Source organism: Pseudomonas sp. JC1203, from assembly GCF_056175065.1.
The window spans coordinates 36,449-59,754 of sequence record NZ_JBWCAM010000028.1; the positions used below are offsets into that span (position 1 = coordinate 36,449).

The following is a 23,306-nucleotide window of genomic DNA, read 5'->3' on the forward strand; positions in this document are numbered from 1 at the left end:
CCCATTCGGTATTTGGTATATACCAAATACCCGATTATAAAAGGCCATCACTTCACACCGAACAAGGCCTTCCCCTTCATGCTGCCACTGCGGATCATGCTCGAATACTTCCACCCCTGGCCGAACTCGGCGGGTTTCTACCTGGCGCGCGAACGCGGTTGGTACGCCGACGCCGGCCTGGACGTGGAGCTGTGCGTGCCCGACCCCGAGCGTGGCGACAGCCTGCAGCACCTGCTGGACGGCGCGGTACAGTTGAGCGTGTTCCCCAGCAACCGCCTGCTGGTGCGCCGCGACCAGGGCCAGCCGTTGAAGGGCGTGGCGGCCATCAACCATGACGGTTTGGAAGCTTTCCAGACCCTGCGCGAATTCGCCATCCAGCGCCCCCGCGACCTGATGGGCAAGCGCCTGGCCATGAACCCTACCCCGCGCGGGCTGGCCATGGTGCGCGACCTGGTGCGCCAGGACGGTGGCGACCCGGATGCGGTCATCATCGTCGATGCCGGCGCCCGCGAGCTGCGCCCCGAGGAACTGGCTGCCGGCGTGGCCGATGCCAGCTTCGGTGGCTACTGGGCCTGGGAGGCGCTGATGGACAGCCCGGTGGCAGCCGAACGCCGGGTGGTGCACCGCGTCAGCCACTGGGGCGCACCGGCCTACCACAGCTACCTGCTGGGCGCCCGCGAGGACTGGATCGACGCCAACCCGCAGGTGCTGCGCGCCTTCCTCGCCACCACCGCGCGCGGCTTCGAAAGCGTGGCTGCCGAACCGCAACTGGCGCGCCAGGCGTACGAGCGGGTGATTCCCTATTTCCCCGGCGCCCTGATCGAGCATTCGCTGAGCCACATTGCCCCCACCTGGCTGCACCAGGGCCGGTTTGGCCAGCAGCGCCAGGCGCTGCTGGAACCCTATGCCCACTGGCTGCACCAGCATGGCATCCTGACGCAGCCCGATGCCTGGGCCAACGCCACCACCAACGACTACCTGCCCGGGGAGGCGCGATGAGCCAACTGCTGCACAGCCACGGCCTGGCCGGCGAGGTGGTGGCGCCGGTATGGGCGCCGTTGACCGAGGCCGAGTTGCAGCCACTGCTGGCCCAGTACCCGCAGCTGGGCACCTTGCAGCACATCGACTGGCACAGCCCGCGGCCCTTCTCCGCCGCCGCGCTGATCAGCACCGCGCACGGCGAGTGGTTCGTCAAACGCCACTTCCATCAGGTACGCTCGCAGCCTTGGCTTGCGGAGGAACACCGTTTCATCCAGCACCTGCGCCGCCATGGCGTACCCGCCCCGGACGTGCAGGTGAACAGCCACGGCGCCACGGCTGTCGCCCACGGGCAGTGGACCTACGAGGTGCACGCGCGCTCACCGGGTGACGACCTGTACCGCGACGCGCAGTCCTGGTCGCCGTTCCACAGCCTGGCCCATGCCCACGCCGCCGGCACGGCGCTGGCCCGTCTGCACCTGGCAGCGGCAGGTTTCGACGCTGCGCCGCGCCAGGCCTGCGTGCTCACCAGCCGCTGCCACGCCTTCACCCAGCCCGAGCCATTGGCCGTGCTGGCGCAGCAGGTAGCCAACAGCGCCGCGCTGAGCGGCTACCTGGCCGGCCGCGACTGGCGCAGCGAACTGGCCCACGCCTTGCTGCCCGCCCATGCCGCCCTGTTGCCGCACCTGGCCACGCAAGCGCCGCTGTGGACCCACAACGACTGGCACGCCTCGAACCTGCTGTGGGCCGACGGCGAGGTGCGCAGCGTGCTCGACTTCGGCCTGTGCGACCGCACGTTCGCGCTGTACGACCTGGCCACCGCGCTGGAACGCAACGCCATCCCCTGGCTGGACCTGGACGCAGGCGGCGTGGCCCGCGCCGACCTGGCCACGGTAGATGCGCTGCTGGCCGGCTACGCCAGCGTGCGCCCGCTGTCCAGGGCCGACCTGCAGGCACTGGTGGCCTGGTTGCCGCTGGTGCACGCCGATTTCGCCATATCCGAAACCGAATACTTCGCCGGCATCCTCGACGACCGCGCCAGCGCCGACATCGCCTGGGACGCCTACCTGTTGCGCCATGCGCTGTGGTTCCAGGGCAGCGAAGGCCAGCGCCTGATCGAACATTTGCGGAGCGGGTCATGAACACCTTGCTGGTAGACCCTGCCTGGCTGGCAGAACACCTGCACGCCGGTGACCTGGTGGTGCTGGACGCCACCGTGGACCTGCGCGCGCCGCGTTTCGACGGTGATTACCAGGCCTGCAGCGGCGAGCCCGGCTGGCGCGCCGAGCACATTCCCGGCGCCCGCCACGCCGACCTGCTTGAACGCCTGCACGACGCCCAGGCCAGCTATAGCTTTGCCATGCCGCCGCTGCCGCAACTGGCTAGCCAGTTGCAGGCCCTTGGCATCGGCCCGCAGCGCCGCGTGGTGATCTACGACCGCACTGACGGTTTCTGGGCGGCGCGGTTGTGGTGGATGCTGCGCAGCGTGGGCCTGGCAGCGGCGGTTCTGGACGGTGGCCTGAATGCCTGGCGCCAGGCCGGCCTGCCATTGGCCAGCGGCGCTACCAGCAGCCCCGGGGCCGCAGCGCCAGTGACCTTGCACGCGCAACCCGGCTACTGGGCCAGCCTTGCGCAGGTGCGCGCGGTAAGCGATGGCAGCCTGCCCGGGCACCTGATCTGCGCGCTGGGCCAGGCCGTGTTCGAAGGCACCGCCGCCACCCGCTACAGCCGCCGTGGGCACATTCCCAACAGCCGCAACCGGCCCGCGCGGCAGCTATTCGACGCCAGCGGGCGCTACCACCCGGCCCCGCTGCTACGCCAGGCGCTGGCGGTGGATGCCCTGCCCGACCCCTTGCTGTTGTACTGCGGCGGCGGTATTTCCGCCGCGGCCACAGCCTTTGCCCTGGCGTTGCTGAGGCGCCACGATGTCACCCTGTTTGACGGCTCGCTGCAGCAATGGAGCGCCGACCCCGCCTTGCCAATGACTACCGGAGCAGCTCCGGCCTGAAAAACCAATAGGTCAGGTAATGACCCATGCGCGTGGCTTTACGGCCCCGCGCAGGGTAGCCTGCACCCAAAAAAAATCATGTGCGACAAGGAGCTGCCCCATGTTTCCCCCTATTCCCTTCCGGGCCCGCGTGCTGGCGACGAGTATTGCACTCGCCTCGCCGTGGGTGGCCGCGGAAGAACCCACCACGCTGAGCGCCGTTACCGTGGTCGGTGATGCGCCTGACAGCTACCGGGCCAACCACGCCTCGGTCACGGGCTTGGGCGACACCCCGCTGCTGGACACGCCTGCCGCGGTGTCGGTGTTCAACACGCAATTGCTGCAAGACCAGCAAGCGCGCCTGCTCAGCGAAGTACTGCGCAACGACGCCGCCGTGGGCGACAGCTACGCGCCCATCGGCTACTACGAGAACTTCGTGGTGCGCGGTTTTTCCCTGAACGCTGCCAGCAGCTACAAGATCAACGGCCGCACCATCACCGGCGAGCAGAACGTGGCCCTGGAAAACAAGGAGCAGGTGGAAGTGCTCAAGGGCCTGGCCGGCCTGCAAAGCGGTGTCAGCGAGCCGGGCGGCGTCATCAATTACCAGACCAAGCGCCCCACCGACGTGCGCGCTGTCACCGTGTCCACCGACGAGCAAGGCGGCCGTTACCTGGCCACCGACCTGGGCACCTGGTTCGGCAGCGAGCAGCAGTTCGGCATTCGTACCAACCTCGCCCACGAGGACATTCGTTCCTACGTCGACCACGCCGACGGCAGCCGCGACTTCGGCTCGGTGGCCTTCGACTGGAACATCGACCCGCGCTCCAGCCTGCAACTGGACATCGAATACCAGCACCGCGAACAACGCTCGGTGCCCGGCTACCAGTTGCTGGGCGGCACCGAGGTGCCCCACCACGCCGACCCGCACGACCTGCTGGGCTACCAGAGCTGGTCGAACCCGGTGGGCATCACCTCGCTGAACATGGAAGGCCGCTACCGCTACCAATTGACCGATGACTGGAGCGCGCAACTGAGCCTGTCGCGCAGCCGCGTGATCATCGACGACTACAGCGCCTTCCCCTATGGCTGCTCTGGCAACAACTGCGACAACGGCTCTGTGCTCAGCCATTTCAGTAGCACCGGCGACTACGACATCTACGACTACCGCAACCCCGACGACACCCGCCGCAACGACGAGGCCGAGGCCTCGCTGAGCGGCGAGTTCAACACCTTCGGCCTGCGCAACGAATTGGACGTGGGCGTCAGCGCGTTCCGCCGCACGGTGGACCAGCGCGACGCCGTCAATGACCCGGTGGGCAGCGGTAATATCTACTCCGGCCCCCAAGCCTCGGCCCCCTCTTCAAGCGAGCCAAGCCACACCTACCGCCACCTGGACAGCCGCCAGTACGGCCTGTTCATCAACGACCGCCTGCACCTCAACGAGCAGTGGCAGCTGGTGCTGGGTGGCCGCGAGGTGCGCCTGGATGAAAAGGCCTTCGACGCCGACGGCGACACCACGCGCCACACGCAAATGTGGGAGTTCCTGCCCAACCTGGCGGTGGTCTACAAGCCCACCGACGACCTGTCGCTGTACACCCGCTACAGCAAGGGCCTGTCCCTGGGTAGCGAGGCGTCGTGGTTTGCCAGCAACGCCGGCGAGACCCTGGCGCCGACCCTGTCTCGGCAACTGGAAGTGGGCATCAAGCAGGACTGGCAACGCCTGAGCCTGGGCGCGGCATTGTTCCAGATCACCCAGGGCTACCAGTTCTCGCGGCCCAACGGCGACGGCACCTTCACCTACGTGCAGCAGGGCAAGCAGAAGAACATCGGCCTTGAGCTCACCGCCAGCGGCCGCGCCACCGACCGCCTGCAGCTCAACGCCAGCGTCGCCGCCACCCGCGCGCGGGTTGTCGACAGCGGCGTCGACGCCTATGAAGGCCACCAGGCGATCAACGTGCCCACCCTGCGCGCCAGTTTCTACGGTGACTACAGCGTGCCGGGCATCGACGGCCTGGCACTGTTGGGCGGCGTGCAGTACAGCGGCAAGAAGTACGCGAACCGCGAAGGCACGGTGCAGGTCGGCGATTACGCGGTATTCAACGCCGGCAGCCGCTACACCACGCGCATCGAAGGGTACGATACGGTCTTTCGCCTGAGCATCGACAACCTGTTCGACAAGCGTTACTGGCGCGACGTGGGCGAATACGCCGGCGACGACTACCTGTTCCTGGGCGCCCCGCGCACCGCGCGGCTGTCCGCCACCGTCAACTTCTAAGGGCAATAACCATGTCGAACCTGGAAATACTCGCGGTCATCGTCAACGTCATCGGCGTGTGGCTGACCGCCCGCCGCACCCCCTGGTGCTGGCCCGTGGGCGTGGTGGCCGTGCTGCTGTACGTGTGGATTTTCTACGACGTGAAGCTGTACTCGGACATGCTGCTGCAGCTGCTGTTCGCCGGCCTGCAGGGTTACGGCTGGTGGCGCTGGCGCACCGGGCGCCTGGCCCAGGGCAAGGTGCGCATCGAGCCGTTGCCGGCGCGCGTGGCGCTGCTGAGCCTGGCCGCAGGCGCCGTGCTGTCGGTGCTGCTGGGCACCGCCATGGCGCACTTCACCGACGCCGCCGTGCCGTGGCTGGACGCTACCCTCACCGGCTACAGCCTGGTGGCCAGCTACTGGGCGGCGCGCAAGTTCGTCGCCAACTGGTGGCTGTGGATCGCCCTGGATGTGGTGTACACCGGCCTGTATTACTACAAGGGCCTGCCGTTGACGGCGGTGCTGTACGCCGGCTTCATCGTGCTGGCGGTTTACGGCCTGCGCGCCTGGCAGCGTGACCTGGCGCAGCAGCCCCATGAAGCCGCGCTACAGGCTGTGGCATGAGCATCCGCCCTGCCCAGTCCCAGTATTTGCGCATTGGCGACCAGTTGGCCGAGGACATCGCCAGCGGCCGCCTGGCGCCGGGCGCGCGCCTGGCCACCGAGCGCGACATGGCCGAGCAGTTCGGCTGCACCCGCGTCACGTTGCGCCAGGCGCTGCAGCGCCTGGAAGCCCAGGGTGCGTTGTACCGCGGCCATCGGCGTGGCTGGTTCGTGTCCCCCGTGCCCATCCGCTACGACCCCACGCGCATTACCAGTTTCATGGAGTACGTCAGCGCCCAGGGCCGCGAGCCGCGCACCGAGTGCCTGCTGGCCGAACTGCGCCCAGCCGATGCCTGGCTGGCCCAGCGCATGCAACTGGCGCCCGGCGAGCCGGTGTTCCAGTTGCAGCGACGGCGCTGGGTAGACGGCCGCCCGGTGTTGCTGGAGACCAACGTGCTGAACCCCAGCTGGTGCCCAGGTTTACTCGACCACCGCCTGGACGGCTCGCTGACCACCCTGCTGCGCGAGCACTACGGCCGCCGGCAGGCGCGCAGCCAGATCAGCCTCAAGCCTTGCCTGCTGGACGAGCAGCAAAGCGAGCGGCTGGAAATCGCCAGCGGCTCCAGCGGTTTGTACCTGGAGCGGCTGTGCTATGACGAGGACGGCAGCGTGGTGGAGCTGGACCGCGAGTTCTGGCGCCCCGACGCGGTGGAAGTGACGTTGGCGGTGGGGGGGTGAGCCCACCGGACGCGGCCTGCGGCCGCTGCTACGGGTTCGGGGCGCACCACAACCCTGTAGCAGCGGCCGCAGGCCGCGTCCGGGCCCCGTGCGGTAATCAGTGGCTCAACTGACTGCTGAACTGCCCCACCGCATCCACCACCTTGCGCGCGCCATCCTGGATCTCGGCAATCACCTCGCCCGACTGCGCCGCCAGGGCCAGGCCCTGTTCGGCCTGGCGCTTGCCCTGCTCGATGACCTGCACCGCTTGCGCCGCCAGCTGCTGGTTCTGCAGCACCACCGTGACAATCTCGTCGGTGGCGGTGCTGGTGCGTGAGGCCAGCTGGCGCACTTCATCGGCCACCACGGCAAAACCACGGCCCTGCTCACCCGCCCGCGCCGCCTCGATGGCGGCGTTCAGCGCCAGCAGGTTGGTCTGGTCGGCAATGCTGCTGATGCTCTTGATGATGGTGCCAATCACCTGGGACTGCTGGTCCAGGGCGGCGATGCCGTCTGCGGCCGCCTGCATCTGCGTCGCCAGCTGGCGCATCACCTCGACGGTGTCCTGCACCACGCCGCTGCCCCGGCGCGCGGCCGCGTCGGTGTCTTCCGAGGTGCTGTAGGCGATGTCCGCCGCCTGCGCCACGGCCTGCTCACGGTTGACCAGGTCGGTGATCACCGTGGCGAACTTCACCACTTTGTACAGGCGGCCCTGCACGTCGGCGATGGGGTTGTAGGAGGCTTCCAGCCACACCACGCGGCCGGCGCTGTCGATACGCTTGAAGCGGTCGGCGACGAATTCGCCACGGCGCAGGGTGTCCCAGAACGCCTGGTACTGGGCCGAGTTGTACTCTTCAGGCTCGCAGAACATGCGGTGGTGCTTGCCCTGCACCTGCTCCAGGCGGTACCCCATGCCGCTGAGGAAGCGGCTGTTGGCCACCTGCACATTGCCGTCCAGGTCGAATTCGATCACTGCGGTGGAACGCTGCAAGGCGTCGATCAGGTTCTGGTGCTCGCGGGAAGTCTCGATGGTACGCGTGAGGTCATTGGCGTACACCTCGCAATGAATGACTTTGCCTTCGCTGTTGCGCACCGGCTGCACGATCGCGCGCAACCAGGCTTCGCCACTGTCGCCGCGCATCAGCTGCAAGGCCCCGGCCCAGTGGGCGCCGGACTGGATGGCCGCTTTCATGCGGTTGAAATGCTCGGTGGCGCGGGCGTCGTTGGGCACCAGGTCCACCAGGGCGCGGCCGCTGAGCTGCTCGCGGCGGTGGCCCAGTTCCTTGTCGAAATTGGCGTTGGTGTAAAGAACCCTGCCTTGGGGGTCAAGCGTCAGCACCAGCATCTCGCTGTCCAGGCTACGTTGCACCTGCTCCATGGAGGACAGCTTCTCGCGCAGGCGCGCCAACTCTTCTTTCAACCGCTTGTTAAACATCATGATGACCGGGTTCCAGGGCTCATTTGCTCGTGGCACCACTATCGGCTTGAAAATGAACCGCTTGAGTTAAAATAGTGGCATTGTCCGACAATAAATCGGATCCTTTCCGCCCGCCCTTTTCCCGTTGGAGTGCAGCGTGCCCGAACTCACCCATTGGCTGGCCTTCGCCCTGATTTCATTGGGCATGGTGCTCACCCCCGGGCCCAACATGGTCTACCTGATTTCGCGCTCCATCTGCCAGGGCCGCAAGGCCGGGCTGATCTCGCTGGGCGGCGTGGCGCTGGGGTTCGTGGTGTACATGCTGTGCGCCGCGCTGGGCATCACCGCCCTGCTGATGGCCGTGCCGTTCGCCTACGACACCCTGCGCCTGGGCGGTGCCCTGTACCTGCTGTACCTGGCCTGGCAGGCGGTGAAACCGGGCGGCCGCTCGCCGTTCCAGGTGCGCGACCTGCACGCCGACAGCCCACGCCGGCTGTTCGCCATGGGCCTTGTGACCAACCTGCTGAACCCCAAGATCGCGGTGATGTACCTGTCGCTGCTGCCGCAGTTCATCAGCCCCGTGGGGCATGGCAGCGTGCTGGGCCAGTCGCTGGTGCTGGGCGCCACGCAGATCGTCATCAGCGTCAGCGTCAACGGCCTGATCGCGTTGACGGCAGGCAGCATCGCGGTATTCCTGGGTGGCCGGCCGCTGTGGCAGACGCTGCAGCGCTGGCTGATGGGCACCGTGCTGGCGGGGCTGGCGGTACGCATGGCACTGGAAAGCCGCCGTTGAGAGGTTTACGTAACCTTTACGAAATGTAGACGTCCGCTGACACGAATCCGTTGTTTCATAGCTCCATGGCGAACCCATATCCGCCTGAGGAGACACCCATGATTTCGAAGATGACCCAAGCCCTGATCCTGTCCGGTTGCCTGATTGCCGCCGGTACCGCCAGCGCAGGTGAGCGCAACGTGGTCGTGCCCGTCATCGCCGGGGCCGTGGTAGGCGCAGTCGTCGCCGGCGCGCTGAGTGGCCCGTCGTACCATGAACACTATTACCGCCCGGCGTACCAGCAGGGTTATTACCAGCCGGTGTACCAGCCAGTGACGTATGTACCGGTGGCCCCGCGTCCTTACTACTATGGTTATGGCGGTCACTACCGCCATGACGGTTACGGCTACGGTTACGACCATGGCCGGGGTTATGGCCGCTGGTAAGCGACGCGCCTGACGCGGCCAAAAGCCGCGTCCGGGCTCCCCACAGACACTTCGCGCACGCCACGGACACATCGCGCTGCCATTCGCAACGTACCTGAACTTGTCACAATCGCGTCCCCGGCGATACCGATAGTAGCCACCTTGACTTGTATCCAAGGAGCTACACCGTGTTGCACCGCATTGTGTTTTCGCTGTCTGTGTTGAGTCTGTCCATCTCCGCCGCGCAGGCCGCCGAGACCTACGCCCTCGATACGCCGATCCTGTCGACCATCGACAACTTCCGCGACATCGCCGGCACCACCACCGCCTACACCACCGCCAACGACGGCACCATGCGCTCGGGGGTGTTCTACCGTTCCAACGCGCTGTCGGGCTCGGCGGCCGACATCGCCACCCTCAACACCCTGGGCATTACCGCGGTGTATGACCTGCGCACCGCCAGCGAGATCGCCGCCACCCCGGACTCGCCACTGACCGGCGCCACCTACACCAACATCGACATCATCGGCAGCGCCACCTCCGGCGCCGACATCACCACCGTGTCGGTCACCAGCGCCGCCGCAGCCGTGGCCATGATGCAGGACACCAACCGTGCGTTCGTCAGCGATGCCGGCATGCGCAGCCAGTTCGCGACGCTGTTCAACGACCTGGCGTCCACCGACGGCGCCGCGCTGTTCAACTGCACCGCCGGCAAGGACCGCACCGGCTGGACCGCCGCCGTGCTGCTGAGCATCGCCGGCGTCGACAGCGCCACCATCATGGCCAACTACCTGGCCACCAACGACTACACCGCCACCCGCGTGGCCGCGACCCTGGCGGCGCTGCCGTCAAGCATGGCGGCCATCTACGAGCCGCTGCTGACCGTGGACGCCAGCTACCTGCAGGCAGGCCTCGACGAGATCACCGCGCTGTACGGCAGCATGGACAATTACCTCAAGGAAGGCCTGGGCCTGTCGCAGGCCACCATCTACGTGCTGCGCGGCAAGATGGTGTACTACAACAGCCTGCCCGGCCAGGACGCCATGGTGGGCAACGCCGCCGCTGGCGCGCTGCTGCTGCAACGCCTGCAGAACGGCAGCCTGTCGGGCGCCTACACCGACTACAACTACTACCTGCAGGCAGCCATCGACGCCGGCACCCTGAGCGGCGTGCAGAACACCATCGGCGGCCAGGTGCACGCCGATGCCGCTGCCTACCTGCTGCGCCAGAACGCCTTGATCGACGCCGCCGCAGCGCCCTACACCAGCGGCACCGACCTCAAGGTCGGCCAGCGCAGCCTGTGGACCGCAGGCCTGGCCGGCTACCTGGGCACCGACGGCTCGGCCCACGCCGACAGCAGCAACGAGCACACCCAGGGCACCATGGTCGGCCTCACCCAACGCTTCAGCGAGCAGCTCAGCGGCCACGCCAGCTTCGGCTACAGCCACGGTAGCGTAGGTGGCGCGGGCGGCGACGTGACCACCGACTACACCTTCCTCTCCGCCGGCGCGCGCCTGGCCGCCGACAGCCTGGACCACGGCCTGTTCGTGGCCGCCGACGCCAGCACCGGCTATGTCGACTACGACAGCAAGCGCCAACTGGGCGGCGGCCTGGGCTCGACCAAGGGCGACACCCACGGCACCCTCAGCGCCGCCAGCCTGGCCCTGGGCTACCGCCTGCCGATCAGCGCGGTCACCCTGGAACCCAGCGCCGGGGTGCGCATCAGCCACCTGAACCTGGCCGGTTTCGACGAGAAAGGCAGCGACCTGGCGCTGGACGTCGACAGCAACCAGCAAACCCGCCGCAGCGCCTTCGCCAACCTCAAGGCAGCGTTGACGCCAATCGGCATCAGCGGCGGCTGGAGCCTGGTGCCGGGTGTGCAGGTGGGCTACGAGCATGTGCTGGGCAACGCCCATGTCGACAGTTCGGCGAGCATCCTCGGCTTTGACGTAGACCAGCGCGCCGCGTTCGCCACTCGCGACCTGTACAGCGGCGCCGTGAACCTGACCGCCAGCCTGGGCAACGTCAGCCTCGGCGCCGAAGTGGGCGCCGTCAGCGGTGGCGACAGCCAGGGGGCCAGCGGCAGCCTGAAGGCCAGTTACCGCTTCTGATGCAAGGGGCCGGTAGCCAGCGCTACCGGCCTTTGCGCACGTCCTGGGGGGTAACGCCGTAGGCGCTCTGGAAGTACTGGCAGAAGCGCCCGACGTTGGAGAAACCCAGCCCCAGGGCAAGTTCGGTCACCGATGCCACCGGCCCTTGGCGCAACGCCTGGTACGCCCGCTCCAACCGCACCTGGCGCTGATAGGCGACGATCGAGGTGCCCATGAACCGCCGAAACCCTTCCTGCAACGCGCGCAGGCTGACGTTGCTCAGCTGCGCCAATTCCGTGCCGCTGACCAGGCAGTGCGGGTGCTCCTGAATGTACTCCATGGCCAGGCGCACGTGGCGGGGTGCAATGCTCGGCCCCGGCCGCTGCAGCGCTTCGCTGTAGGTGTGCGGCCAACCTTCCAGCAGCGCGTCCACCAGCATTTCCTGCAAGCGCGTGGGCATCAGCACACTGGCGCTCATCAGTGCGTCCAGCTCGGCGCCGGTGGCGAAATCCACCAGCGCGCGAATGCCCTTGAAGGCGGGGCGGTTGAGGTCCACCACCGGTTCGAACTGGATTTTCTGCTGCACGGGCCGCCCCAGCAACGTCGTCAGGCGCTGGGTGAACAGCCCGCGCCGCACCGAGATGCCGTGCTGGCCATGGCCGTCGACAAAGGTCACCGAGCGCACCGCACTTTTTTCCACCGCCAGGCCCACCTCGGGCCGGCCCACGGCGTCATCACCAATGTTGAAGATGATCTTCCCGGCGGTGGGGATGACAAAGGTGATCTCGTCGTTCAGGTCGGGTATCTGCACGGTGAAGTCGCCGCGGTAGCTCATGCGCCGGAAGCTCACGCCTTCGTAGCGGCCATACACCCCGGCCACGCCCATCAGCTGGCCGAAACGCGGGACGTCGGCGTACAGGTCGCCGAACACCCGGCTGAACAGCGCGCCAAATTCGTCGCTGCCCATGGCGTCCGAGCGGATGATGAACTGCTTGCGCGCAAGGGTGGGGTGCATGGCGGGCTTCCTGATGTTTCATTGTTGTATTGGCGGCGGTACAGACGGCCGCGCGCAACGCTAGCAATGAAACATGACAGGTACATGACCGGCATTGGGGCCAGGACGCGGCCTGGCGGCCGCTGCTACAGGGCGTGGGCGCTGGCATTTCCTGGGCGAGGCAGATACCATACGTTCCATATGCACTTCATATACGGACCCTTTCCCCATGGGCATCGTGAAAATCTCTGACGTGATGCACGAGAACCTGCGCATTACCTCCAACGCCCTGAGCCGCTCCATCAACGCCCAGGCCGAACACTGGATGCGCATCGGCATGCTGGCCGAACTGCACCCACACCTGCCCCACAATGAACTCACGCAATTGCTGATCCGCGCCGAACAGGCCGGCGGCTTCGACCTGCAGACGGTCGCGACCTGCATGGACCAACGCCAACTGGCCGGGAACGCACAATGAGCAAGAAAGTCACCCTCAACACCGCCGCCGATATCGAACAATCGCGCATCGCCGGCAAGCTGGCAGCCGATGTACTGCACATGATCGCCCCGCACGTGAAGCCGGGCGTGACCACCGATGAGCTGGACCGCATCTGCCACGACTACATCGTCAACGTGCAGAAGGCCAAGCCGGCCAACATCGGTTACCACGGTTTCCCCAAGACCATCTGTGCCTCGCCCAACGAGGTGATCTGCCACGGCATTCCCAACGGCAAGGTGCTGGCCGACGGCGATATCCTCAATATCGACGTGGCGGTGATCAAGGATGGCTGGTTTGGCGACACCAGCCGCATGTACCTGGTAGGCAATGTCGATGCCGAGGCCCAGCGCCTGGTACGTATTACGTATGAAGCCATGTGCGCCGGCATTCGCCAGGTGCGCCCGGGTGCGCACCTGGGCGACATCGGCCATGCCATCCAGACCGTGGCCGAAGGCGCCGGCTTCAGCGTCGTGCGCGAGTACTGCGGGCATGGCATCGGCAAGGTCTACCACGACGAGCCGCAGGTGCTGCACTACGGCATGAAGGGCCAGGGCATGAAGCTGGTGAAGGGCATGATCTTCACCGTCGAGCCGATGCTCAACGCCGGCAAGCGCGGCACCCACACCCTGGCCGATGGCTGGACGGTGCTGACCCGCGACCGCTCCTGGTCGGCGCAGTGGGAACACATGGTGGTGGTGACCGATGACGGCTTCGAGATCCTGACGCCGTGGCCGGAACCCTTCGGCGACTACGACGCTATCGTCTGAGCCGCTGTTTTGCGCCGAATCTGCCGCTGGTATGCGAGCAGATTTGGCGCCATGCTGGTGCCCCTCTCCCCCGCACCGGCCCGCCATGAAACGCTACGAACAGCTTGCTGACGAAATTGCCCTGATGATCCGCACAGGCGTACTCAAGGCCGGTGAGAAAGTGCCGTCGGTGCGCACCGCCAGCCGTACGTTCGTGGTCAGCCCTTCAACCGTGTTTCAAGCCTATTACCTGCTGGAAGACCGCGGCCTGATCCAGGCGCGGCCGCGTTCGGGGTATTTTGTGCGCGAGCAGCAGGCGCGGCCGCTGACCGAACCCGCGATTGCCAACCGCCAGGCTGACAGCACCGATGTCGACGTCAGCGAACTGGTGTTCTCGGTGCTGGGCTCGCTCAAGGACCCGAACACCGTGCCATTTGGCTCGGCCTTCCCCAGCCCGCACCTGTACCCCCTGCAACGCCTGGCCCGCTCCATGGCCCGCACCGTGCGCGACATGGCGCCCCAGGCGGTGATCGCCGACATGACCGCCGGCAACCCCGACCTGCGCCGGCAAATTGCCCTGCGCTACATGCTCAGTGGGGTGCACCTGGCCATGGATGAACTGGTGATCACCAACGGCGCCATGGAAGCGCTGAACCTGTGCCTGCAATCGGTGACCCAGCCCGGCGACCTGGTGGCCATTGAGTCGCCGGCGTTCTACGCCACCTTGCAGGTGCTGGAGCGCTTGAAGCTGAAAGCGGTCGAGATCCCGGTGCATCCGCGTGAAGGCGTCGACCTGGCCGTGCTGGAAGACCGCCTGCAACGCCTGCCCATCAAGGCCTGCTGGTTCATGAGCAGCCTGCAGAACCCGCTGGGCGCGAGCCTGCCGGGGCCGGCCAAGGAGGCCTTGTATGGCCTGCTGCAGCGCCACCAGGTGCCGCTGATCGAGGACGACGTGTACAGCGAACTGCACTATGGCCCGCAGCCGCAGCAGCCGGTGAAGCGCCTGGACCGCGAAGGCCTGGTGATGCACTGCGGCTCGTTTTCCAAGAGCCTTGCGCCTGGCTACCGGGTGGGCTGGGTGGCCGGCGGGCGCTTCGCCCAGCAGATCAGCCGGCTGAAACTGATGACCACGATTTCCCCCTCGGTGCCGGCACAGGCGGCCATCGCCGACTACTTGCAGCATGGCGGCTACGACCGCCACCTGCGCAAGCTGCGGCACAACCTGGAGATGCAGCAGAGCGCGATGCTGGCCTCGGCGGCGCGGCACTTCCCCGAAAGCACGCGCGTGACGCGGCCCGATGGCGGGTATTTCCTGTGGTTCGAGTTTCCCGAGAAAGTGGACGCGCTGCAGTTGTTCCAACTGGCGTTGGCCCAGGGCATCAGCATTGCCCCGGGGCCGATATTTTCCGCCACGCGCGGGTTCAGCCACTGCGCACGCTTGAACCATGGGCAGCCGTGGGACAAGCGCAACGAGGACGCGATGGCGATGCTGGGCCGCATCATAGCGTCCTTCTGACGCCCCGGACGCCGCGAATCCCCATAGCAGCGGCCAAAGGCCGCGTCCCGCCCCCCCCACGACGCATCAGGCAAACACCTCGCGGTCCTGGATCTTGCGGGCGTCACTGTAATCTTCCTGCCACCACGCAGCTTCACCGGCCAGCCGTGGCGGGCGCTGCAAGGTCAGCGCCTTGCGCGTGCCGGCGGCGGCGCCTTCCTGGGCCACGCGAAAATGGTAGTGGTCCAGCAACCGCACGGCCTCCACCATGTAGGCCACGGCCACACGGCGGTCGCGGATCACCAGCAGGTTCTCACCATTACTGCGGTCGGCCGCATCGGCAAAGTTGTAGGAGCCCATGTACACCCGCGCGCTGGGCTTGTCGAAGTCGATGACCACGAACTTGTGGTGCAAGCGCACCCCGGCGCCACCGATCAGCCCGGTGGGCTCGGACTGGAACGGCGCGGGAATGTTCTTGTTCAGCGCCGCCGCGTGCAGAATCGCGCTCTCGCCGCCCGGTAGCAGCACGTCCAGGCCTTGCTGCATGCGCCGGTCGGAGATGCCGTAGACGAACACCCGGGGGTTGGCCGCCACCTGCTTGATCGCCGCCTGGATGGGCCCGTTGGTCTGGTACAGGAAGGCCAGCGAGAACAGCAGGCTGGAGCCGGTGCTGGCGATGTCGCTGCCCACCCCGGCCAGCGCGGCGTTGTCCAGGGCGTGGGGCGAGAACGTCACCTGGGCGTCGATGTTATCCAGGCCCAGGCTGTGCCACTGGGCTGGCGCCTGGGCGCCGAAGTCCTTGGCCGAACTGCTGGCCCAATATTGCGCGAAGGCGGCCTGGAACAAGCCCAAGGCGGTCTGCCCTTGCAGCACCAGGGCGTTGTTGGCCTGCACGTACAGCCCGCGCCAGCTGAAATTGGTGGAACCGCACACCACGGTTTGCTGCGCCGTGCCGTCCAGCAGAATGACCTTGTTGTGCTGCAGGCTGGCCATGTGTTCACGCCTAACCGTGGCGCCCGCCTGGGTGAGCCGCGTGGCCGCCAGGGTTTCGGCGGAATCGCCGGCACCGTGGTCGCTGCTGTCGTCGATGATGATCTGCAGGCGGCTGCCCAGCTTTTCCAGGCGTTCCACTATGTTGGGCTCGTTGAGGTCGTAGGCAATCACCTGCACCTTGGCGCCGCTGTCGGCGACCGCCTGGTCCAGCACCGCCAAAATCGCCTCGCGCGCCTCGAAGCCCATCCACGCAAGCGCAGCGCTTGCGTCAGGGTTGCTGGGTACGAATGCCAGGCCGTCGTCAGCCTTGCGCGGCAGCAACGTGGTCAGGTTGCGATCGTTCTTGCCGTAGCGCTCGGCAAACGCCTGGGACGACACGTAGCCACGGGTAAAGGTAACGTTGAGCTGGCCCGGCCAGGTGTCGCGCTGCAGTTCGATGTCGCCACTTTGAGCTTCGCCGTAGCTGAGCTGGTCCTGGGCGTTCATGAACACCGGGGTCACCCGGTAGGTGAAGGCGCCGGCCAGCCCGGCGTTGCGCGGGAAATGCACCCAGCGAAATTTCTGGATCGGCGACAACAGGCTCGACAGCGCCGTGGTGGGCACGCTGCTGTCGGCGGTGGGGAATGTCAGGCGGTTGTTGAGGGCGTAGAAACGGTCGCCGCCCGGCTCCTTGTATTCAATGCCGAAGCCGACGAAGTCCGCCGGTGGCGGGCCATTTTTCCAGTTCATGGCCAACAGCAGCATGCCTTCGCTGCGGTGCAGTTTGAGGCTGAACAGGGCGGCGTCATTGGCGCCGCTGACTTGAAAATCCGTGGGCATGGCCTGCGTTCCTTCGGCTGCGGGGCCTGCAGGTTGCCAGATTCATCCAGCGCGGCATAGCCAGGTGATAACCTGCGCACGCCCCTCGACGAGTGCCCACCATGCGCCACTGGCTCGCCCTGCTGTTCGCCCTGCCCGCCTTTGCCCACGCCAGCCAATGGCTCAGCGTGACGCCCGTGCCCGGCCAGGGCCAGTTGCACTACTACGCCTCGCAGGCAGCCAACGCCCAGGCGCGTTCGGCGCTGATTGTGGTGCATGGCTTTCACCATGATGCCAAGGCGACCTTTGACGCCGGCACGGCGGCAAGCCCCGACGGGTTGGTGATTGCGCCGTTGTTCGCGGCGCGTTCGGGCAAATGCCGGGGCGATGAGCCTGATGCGCAACCCGGCGACCTGGTGTGGAGCTGCGGCGGTTGGGCCCAGGGCGAGCCGGCGCTGAATGCGCCGCAGGTCACGGCGTTCAAGGCCATGGACGCGCTGATCGCGCAGGTGCACCAGCAGTGGCCGCAGGTGCAGATCATCACGGTGGCGGGCTTTTCCGCAGGGGCGCAGTTGGTGCAGCACTACATCGGTTTCGCCGCGCCACAGCCGGGGCTGCGGTACGTGGTGGCCGACCCGGGAAGTTGGCTGTACTTCACCGCCGAACGGCCTTTCCCGACAAAGGATTGCCCCGCGCTGAACCAGTGGAAATATGGCACTGACGCCTTGCCCGGCTGGTTGCCCGGGAATGCCGCCAGCGCGCAACGGCAGTATGCGGCTGCCGAAGTGCATTACCTGGTCGGCGGCCTGGACACCGGCACCGGCAAGGGCACCGCCTACTCAGTGCTGGACCGCTCCTGCGCGGCCCAGGCCCAGGGCCCGTACCGGCTGGAGCGCGCACAAGCCTATGCCCGCAGCCAACAGGCACCGTTGGTGGTGGTGCCTGGCTGCGGGCATGACGTGAGCTGCGTGTTCGGGGCGGAGCCGGCGCGGCGGCTGTTGGCGCCCTGATGCGACCAGCGCACCGTTCATCGCCCACTTGCAATCAGCGTAGCTGCGCGTACGCTGAACTCACAAAAGCAGCGCACTCGTCTGCCACCTTGACCAGCGCGGCGAAATCACGTGCGTCCTGGTTCAGCATCATCTGCAGGCCGAAGTGCTCGAGCACCGCGGGCACTCGTAGCAGTTCGCGGCGCAAGGCCTGCTTCTGGTAATGCAGGTTCAGCACCGCACGCACGCAGCCCTCACGCCGCACATGTTCTTGCTGGGTTGTAGCCTGGTATTGAATGGTGGCCTCCAGCCTGTCGCGATCCATCCGCAGCTCATCGCGCTTGCGAATCGCGTCTCGAAACGCCATGGCGCCGCCAACTATTTCAAGCAGTTTTCCAAGCCGATTGATGCCCACCATGATCGCCGCTACCTTGGTGGGGTCGGCGACCACAACTGCCAGCTCTGCTTCGGTGGGCAGGATCATGCGCAAGTCTGTCCAACCTAATTTGTCCAACGCATCGATTGTCTCATCCAGCAACGCGATATCGGCGAGCAACTGCGCCTGTTCGACTATTTTCTTCGCACTGGTTTCACCGAGGGTGCTGATGTCCGCTTTCAGCCGCACGCTCAACACGTTGGCCCGCGCGCTGAGGTTCACACGCTCCAGGTTGCCAGCACATTCGGTTACCAAAGCGGACAGGTGCTCCATTGAGGCCCGGTAGTTATTGACCTCCCGGTTTATGTGCTGCCAGACCACCTCAACCGCACGCTCACGTTTTTCCGGGGTGCTGCGCGCATGCGCCTGGTCCAGCCACGATTGCAGGGTGGTTTTAAGGCTGTTGCTCTGCAACAAGGCCAGCAGCGTCACCAGCCCCGAGCGAAGTTCATCGCCTGACGAAACACTGCTGATAAACAACGATTCCACCGACTCGTGCAAGTTCAAATCAAACTCGACATCCAACGAGCCAGAGCCTTCGCGAATGGACTTGAACAGGTCCTTTATTTTTCCAACATCAATATCGGGTGCCGACTCAACCGTTGTGATAAAAGAGACGTTCATATTTTAGCCCCGCTGTTCCAGTCATTGATGGCGCGATTGAAGGTGACGGCCAGTTCATTCGATTGCTGCTTGATCTGTTTCCAGGGGTCAAGTACCAACGACAACTCCAGCGCAAACTCCGCCATGGATGTTCGGTTTTTGATCGACTTCAATTTCGTGTCGGCGTTATCCATCCAGGCGTCCAAGACATCCCATAGGCTGCGCAGGTTTTGCGCACCCGACAAGGCGTCGGACAACGTCAACTCCAAATGTTCCAGATAACCCAGCAGGCTGCCGACCGCCTGGATCATGGGCGCCTTTTGTCTAGTCTCGGCAATTTTCCCGTCGCGTTCCTCAATCAGGCTATTGCGTTCCGCGCGGACTTTTTCCGCATCCGCGCCGAAAATGGCGCCCATGACCGCGGCACCAAAACCGCCTGCCACGAAGCCTGCCAAAATGTAGATAACCAGTTGTTGATACTCTTCCCGCTTAGCCTGGATATCGACAGCAAGGCGCTTGATGTCCTTATCCAGGCCCTCGATCTTGCCTGCCAGGCCATGGCTGCGGGCCAGCTCGATTTTCGCATTGACTGCAGGAATCAATCGTTTGCTCAAGCCGTCGGAAAAGCGGCCAACTCTGCTCTGTACTTCTTCGACAACACGCTGTTGTTCGCCCACGGACCTGCGAACCCGGCGCAGGATAATTTGCAGCTTATTCTTTGCCTTGTGGTCTGCCGGGGACAGCAGCTCCGATCCAAAACCCTCGATTTCCTCCGGCGTCAGGTCACGAATAGCGGTTTCGAAGGGGTCCAGCCAATCCATTTTGTCCAGGGCCTCAAGCATGCGAGTACCACTGGTCACGAATTCCTGGGCGAAGATTCCCAGGTTAGTGTTCACCAACTTGATTTGCTGTTCGATGGCCGACCAACTATTGGCGTGGGCGTAGACGGTTCCGTACAACACCAGGATATCGTCCGGTTCAAGCCCCTTGAGGCCCGTCTTGCCGACGCCCAGCATTTGCTCAAGCTCCTCCTCGGTGTCTGGCAGTGACAAGCCGAGGCGCTCATAACGCTTGATCTTGAAAATATCATCACGGGTAACCAGCAACCCCGAGCCCCGGCCGCCTGGCTGACTGTTTGCGGCCAGGTTCAAGAACGTCGACGGTAGTGTCTTGGCCGCCTCGCTCAATTGGTCTGCCTCAATTTTTACCAATTCCATTGGTCTACCTCACTCCACATGAACGTTATGCCGCTGCAGCGACAAACCCACCTTACGGCGTCATGCGAAGTGCGATAACCGGGAACCTGTACAGCCGGCGAAACAGCTCCTTGCTGGCGTTCGGATAAGGCTTAGCGAATACCCGGCACCCTGACTTCATCCTGCGCGCATTGCATCTTCACGCCGCGCCCGCAGGAAACGAAGCCAAGGTCCTTGCCCAGGCACACTTTCACTTCGGCCAATTGCGGGCCACTGCACCGCACCACCACGCCGTCGGCCGGCATGCCAGGGTTGGCCTGGCGGAACAGATCGACGATCAGCCGGGGCGCGAATGTCTGGGTGGTTTCCGACGGCTGCAATTGCGCCGGCACCTTGACCTGCCCCAAGGCCTTGTCGGCGGTGCCCAGGTAGGCGGCGGCATCCAGGCCGCTGCAGGTACCATGACGCTCCCATTCGTGGGCCAGCAACTGGCGGCTGGGGAACAGCGTGGCGCCCTTGTCGCGCTGGGCTGCCGTCAACGGTGTCACCGGTTCGCAACGCTGTGGCCAGCCACCGGCCTGGTATTGCGGCCACAGGCCGTGCAGGACGAAACCGTAGCCCTTGCCGCTGCACTGTTCGTTGTTGCCGTGGGTGAGGCAGAAGGTCGGCGACCAGGACAGGCTCAGCAAATAATAATCGAACACACCTGCCTCACCCCGGGGCTGGGTGTTCTGGCGGGCCTGTGCGGTGCCGAGGGTGCACAGCAGCATCAAGGCTAGCGCGGCGATCCTGGTCATGGGGTGGTTCTCCGTTGAGGTGCGCGAACAAGGTTAGGGGTTGTGATGGTGGTAGATAATTAGGAACTTGTGCCGCAAGGCAACGCTAGAACAAACCCATCTGCCCGCCAATCAACGTGGCAAAATCGTCGTCCACGAACGGCAGGATGCCGTCCGCTACCGGCTGCAGTTGGCGGCTGATGTAGTGGTCGTAGTCGATGGCCGCATCAATGGCCTCCAGCGGCTGCGGCCCGGCCAGGGTGATGACGTAGCTGATCCAACCACCACGCTGGTACTGCAATGGCCGGCCATGGCGGGCATTGAACTCGTCGGCCAGGCGCGCTGCGCGCACGTGGGGCGGCACATTGCGTTCATAGTCGTCCAGTGGCCGGCGCAGGCGCTTGCGGTACACCAACTGGGCGTCCAGCTCGCCGGCCAGGGTGCGCTGCACCACGTCGCGCACGTAATCCTGATACGGGCGGTGGTGGAAAATACGCTCGTAGAGCTCTTGCTGGAACCCCCGCGCCAACGGCGACCAGTCGGTACGCACCACCTCCAGGCCCTTGTAGATCATTTCGTCACTGCCGTCGGCACGCCGCACAAGGCCTGCGTAACGTTTCTTGCTCCCCTCCTCGGCACCGCGAATGGTCGGCATAAGAAAGCGGCTGTAATGGGTCTCGAACTGCAGTTCCAGGGCGCTTTCCAGGCCGTACTCCTCATGCAGGTGCGTGCGCCAGAAATCGTTGACGTGAGCCACCAGCCCGCGGCCGATATCGGCCGCCTCCTGCTGGCCGTGGGCGCGCTTGAGCCAGACGAACGTCGAGTCAGTGTCGCCGTAGATGACTTCATAGCCTTGTGCTTCGACCAACTGGCGGGTGCGCTGCATGATCTGGTGGCCACGCAGGGTGATCGACGAAGCCAGGCGCGGGTCGAAGAAGCGGCAGCCACTGGAGCCGAGCACGCCATAAAAGGCGTTCATGATGATTTTCAGCGCCTGCGACAGCGGTTGGTTGTGCTGTGCTTTTGCCGCTTCCCGCCCCTGCCACACAGTGCGCACGATGGCCGGCAGGCAATGGCGCGTGCGCGAGAAACGCGCGCCGAGGAAGCCGGGCACCGAGTATTCGACGTCGGGCTGGCGCAGGCCTTCGACGAGGCCGATGGGGTCGATCAGAAAGCTGCGAATGATCGACGGGTACAGGCTCTTGTAGTCCAGCACCAGCACCGACTCGTACAGGCCCGGCCGCGAGTCCATGACGAAGCCGCCGGGGCTGGCCTGGGGTGGGCGCTCGCCCAGGTTGGGGGCGACGAAGCCCTGGCGGTGCATCAAAGGCAGGTACAGGTGGGTGAACGCCGCCACCGAGCCGCCGCTCTGGTCAGCGGGCAGGCCGGTGACCGTAGCGCGTTCGAGCAGGAAGTCCATGATGCGGGTCTTGTCGAAGATGCCCAGCACCAGCTCGCAGTCCTTGAGGTTGTAGCGTGCCAGCGCCGGCTTGTCCTCGGCGAACAGGCGGTTGATCTCGTCCATGCGCTGGTACGGCGTGGAAATGTCCTTGCCCTCGCCCAGCAGCGTTTGCGCGACGTTTTCCAGGCTGAACGAGGGGAAACTCCAGGTGGCCTGGCGCAGCGCCTCGATGCCGTCGATGATCAGCCGGCCGGCGGCGCTGGCAAAGTAATGCCCGTTGCCGCTGCCGTGTTCGCGCCACAGCAGTTCGCCACCGTTGCGCCCCAGGCGCAGCTGCACGCCGTGGCGGCGGGCCTGTTCGTGCAGCACGCGCAGGTCGAACTGCACCACGTTCCAGCCGATGATGGCGTCGGGGTCATGGTCGGCCATCCACTGGTTCAGGCATTCCAGCAGCGCTACCCGCGACTCGCAGTACTGCAGGTCGAAGTCCAGGCCCGAGGCGTCGCCATTGGCCGGGCCCAACATGTACACCTGGCGCTGGCCGCAACCCTGCAGGCCAATGCAGTAAAGCTCGCCATGCTCGGTGGTCTCGATGTCCAGCGACAGCAGCTTGAGGTTGGGGCGGTAGCCGGGCGCCGGCTTCAACTGGGCGTCCAGCAGCAGGCCACTGCCGTCGTCGCGCCCGGTGATGCTGGCCGGGGCATTGATGAAGCGCTCCATCAGGTAGCGTTCGGGCGGGCGGATATCGGCTTCATAAACGTCGATACCGTTGCGCCGCAGGCTTTTTTCCAGGTCCAGCAGGTGGCGGTACTGCTGGCAGTACAGGCCCTGCACCGGGCGGTGGTGGAAGTCCTGCAGCGCCAGTGGCCGCAGCTCGGCGCCAGCCTGCGCGGCCACCAGCGCCTGGGCCCGTTCGGCGTGCTCGGCCGGCACGAAGGCCACCGAGGGCTGCACAGGCAGGCGCACGTGGCGGGGCCCAGCGTCGGTGGCGAGCCAGAACTCGACCTCCGTTCCCGCCGGCGTGTCGCGCCAATGGCGGGTCAGGATAAAACCTTGCTGGACATGCACTGCACTGACCTCGTCGAACCGCTGGATAAACATCCATTATACCTGCTTGCCCGACGATTTGACGCCGCGC

General features: G+C 65.5%; 20 protein-coding genes and 1 pseudogene. 13 read left to right on the forward strand and 8 right to left on the reverse strand.

Translation table 11 applies throughout. The features are described 5' to 3' along the window. The first annotated feature begins 78 nt into the window (after positions 1-78). The 6 genes from AC0SZ7_RS29480 to AC0SZ7_RS29505 all read left to right on the forward strand — a co-directional run bounded on the left by AC0SZ7_RS29480 (position 79) and on the right by AC0SZ7_RS29505 (position 6,558). Positions 79-999 (forward strand): ABC transporter substrate-binding protein, encoded by a 921-nt coding sequence (locus AC0SZ7_RS29480; RefSeq protein ID WP_475507508.1) that lies wholly within the window; start codon positions 79-81, stop codon positions 997-999. After that, complete coding sequence (locus AC0SZ7_RS29485; protein ID WP_475507509.1) at positions 996-2,120, forward strand: phosphotransferase enzyme family protein; 1,125 nt, start codon at positions 996-998, stop codon at positions 2,118-2,120. The genes AC0SZ7_RS29480 and AC0SZ7_RS29485 overlap by 4 nt, the downstream gene beginning before the upstream one ends. Beyond that, positions 2,117-2,986, forward strand: coding sequence for a sulfurtransferase (locus AC0SZ7_RS29490; protein ID WP_475507510.1), 870 nt, complete (start codon positions 2,117-2,119; stop codon positions 2,984-2,986). The genes AC0SZ7_RS29485 and AC0SZ7_RS29490 overlap by 4 nt, the downstream gene beginning before the upstream one ends. Before the next feature lie 100 nt (positions 2,987-3,086). Continuing rightward, positions 3,087-5,240, forward strand: coding sequence for a TonB-dependent siderophore receptor (locus AC0SZ7_RS29495; RefSeq protein ID WP_475507511.1), 2,154 nt, complete (start codon positions 3,087-3,089; stop codon positions 5,238-5,240). Between the two features lie 11 nt (positions 5,241-5,251). Next, complete coding sequence (gene pnuC / locus AC0SZ7_RS29500) at positions 5,252-5,842, forward strand: nicotinamide riboside transporter PnuC (protein ID WP_475507512.1); 591 nt, start codon at positions 5,252-5,254, stop codon at positions 5,840-5,842. Continuing rightward, the gene (locus AC0SZ7_RS29505; RefSeq protein ID WP_475507513.1) at positions 5,839-6,558 is read left to right on the forward strand and encodes a UTRA domain-containing protein; all 720 of its coding nucleotides are present in this window, start codon (positions 5,839-5,841) and stop codon (positions 6,556-6,558) included. Before pnuC ends, AC0SZ7_RS29505 begins: the two co-directional genes overlap by 4 nt. A gap of 97 nt (positions 6,559-6,655) precedes the next feature. Here the strand turns inward: AC0SZ7_RS29505 and AC0SZ7_RS29510 are convergent, their stop codons facing one another. Beyond that, positions 6,656-7,216: a methyl-accepting chemotaxis protein gene (locus AC0SZ7_RS29510; protein WP_475507699.1), complete on the reverse strand. Its 561-nt coding sequence runs from the start codon at positions 7,214-7,216 to the stop codon at positions 6,656-6,658. Then, a pseudogene (locus AC0SZ7_RS29515) lies at positions 7,196-7,975 on the reverse strand (PAS domain-containing protein); the annotation flags it as partial. The pseudogene AC0SZ7_RS29515 and the gene AC0SZ7_RS29510, both read right to left, overlap by 21 nt. A gap of 136 nt (positions 7,976-8,111) precedes the next feature. Here AC0SZ7_RS29515 and AC0SZ7_RS29520 point away from each other — a divergent pair. The 3 genes from AC0SZ7_RS29520 to AC0SZ7_RS29530 all read left to right on the forward strand — a co-directional run bounded on the left by AC0SZ7_RS29520 (position 8,112) and on the right by AC0SZ7_RS29530 (position 11,262). Further along, positions 8,112-8,747 carry a LysE family translocator gene (locus tag AC0SZ7_RS29520; protein ID WP_475507670.1) on the forward strand — a complete coding sequence of 212 codons (636 nt, stop codon included), beginning with the start codon at positions 8,112-8,114 and terminating at the stop codon, positions 8,745-8,747. Positions 8,748-8,845: 98 nt separating this feature from the next. Continuing rightward, positions 8,846-9,172 carry a hypothetical protein gene (locus tag AC0SZ7_RS29525; RefSeq protein WP_475507671.1) on the forward strand — a complete coding sequence of 109 codons (327 nt, stop codon included), beginning with the start codon at positions 8,846-8,848 and terminating at the stop codon, positions 9,170-9,172. Positions 9,173-9,339: 167 nt separating this feature from the next. Then, positions 9,340-11,262 (forward strand): tyrosine-protein phosphatase, encoded by a 1,923-nt coding sequence (locus AC0SZ7_RS29530; protein WP_475507672.1) that lies wholly within the window; start codon positions 9,340-9,342, stop codon positions 11,260-11,262. A 22-nt stretch (positions 11,263-11,284) separates the two neighbouring features. Here AC0SZ7_RS29530 and AC0SZ7_RS29535 read toward each other — a convergent pair whose 3' ends face one another. After that, complete coding sequence (locus tag AC0SZ7_RS29535) at positions 11,285-12,256, reverse strand: helix-turn-helix transcriptional regulator (protein ID WP_475507673.1); 972 nt, start codon at positions 12,254-12,256, stop codon at positions 11,285-11,287. A 208-nt stretch (positions 12,257-12,464) separates the two neighbouring features. On the opposite strand from AC0SZ7_RS29535, the gene AC0SZ7_RS29540 reads away from it, so the two are divergent. The 3 genes from AC0SZ7_RS29540 (at position 12,465) to mapR (ending at position 14,996) form a co-directional block, all read left to right on the forward strand. Next, positions 12,465-12,713, forward strand: a complete 249-nt coding sequence (locus AC0SZ7_RS29540; protein ID WP_475507674.1) for a ParD-like family protein — start codon at positions 12,465-12,467, stop codon at positions 12,711-12,713. Continuing rightward, the gene (gene map, locus AC0SZ7_RS29545; RefSeq protein ID WP_475507675.1) at positions 12,710-13,501 is read left to right on the forward strand and encodes a type I methionyl aminopeptidase; all 792 of its coding nucleotides are present in this window, start codon (positions 12,710-12,712) and stop codon (positions 13,499-13,501) included. The genes AC0SZ7_RS29540 and map overlap by 4 nt, the downstream gene beginning before the upstream one ends. An 85-nt stretch (positions 13,502-13,586) precedes the next feature. Further along, positions 13,587-14,996 carry a GntR family transcriptional regulator MpaR gene (mapR, locus tag AC0SZ7_RS29550; protein WP_475507676.1) on the forward strand — a complete coding sequence of 470 codons (1,410 nt, stop codon included), beginning with the start codon at positions 13,587-13,589 and terminating at the stop codon, positions 14,994-14,996. 66 nt (positions 14,997-15,062) lie between these two features. Here the strand turns inward: mapR and AC0SZ7_RS29555 are convergent, their stop codons facing one another. Beyond that, positions 15,063-16,787, reverse strand: coding sequence for a phospholipase D-like domain-containing protein (locus tag AC0SZ7_RS29555; RefSeq protein WP_475507677.1), 1,725 nt, complete (start codon positions 16,785-16,787; stop codon positions 15,063-15,065). A gap of 101 nt (positions 16,788-16,888) precedes the next feature. Between AC0SZ7_RS29555 and AC0SZ7_RS29560 the strand changes: the two genes are divergently transcribed. Then, positions 16,889-17,776, forward strand: a complete 888-nt coding sequence (locus AC0SZ7_RS29560) for a hypothetical protein (protein ID WP_475507678.1) — start codon at positions 16,889-16,891, stop codon at positions 17,774-17,776. Between the two features lie 34 nt (positions 17,777-17,810). On the opposite strand, the gene AC0SZ7_RS29565 is transcribed toward AC0SZ7_RS29560, so the two are convergent. From AC0SZ7_RS29565 to AC0SZ7_RS29580, 4 genes are all read right to left on the reverse strand, one after another. Beyond that, a complete protein-coding gene (locus AC0SZ7_RS29565; protein WP_475507679.1) occupies positions 17,811-18,815 on the reverse strand; it encodes an alpha-xenorhabdolysin family binary toxin subunit B in 1,005 nt (334 codons plus the stop codon). Further along, positions 18,812-20,011, reverse strand: coding sequence for an alpha-xenorhabdolysin family binary toxin subunit A (locus tag AC0SZ7_RS29570; protein ID WP_475507680.1), 1,200 nt, complete (start codon positions 20,009-20,011; stop codon positions 18,812-18,814). Before AC0SZ7_RS29570 ends, AC0SZ7_RS29565 begins: the two co-directional genes overlap by 4 nt. Before the next feature lie 131 nt (positions 20,012-20,142). Further along, a complete protein-coding gene (locus tag AC0SZ7_RS29575) occupies positions 20,143-20,787 on the reverse strand; it encodes a ribonuclease T2 family protein (protein ID WP_475507681.1) in 645 nt (214 codons plus the stop codon). Positions 20,788-20,872: 85 nt separating this feature from the next. Further along, positions 20,873-23,236: a DNA polymerase II gene (locus AC0SZ7_RS29580; RefSeq protein ID WP_475507700.1), complete on the reverse strand. Its 2,364-nt coding sequence runs from the start codon at positions 23,234-23,236 to the stop codon at positions 20,873-20,875. Positions 23,237-23,306: the final 70 nt, after the last annotated feature.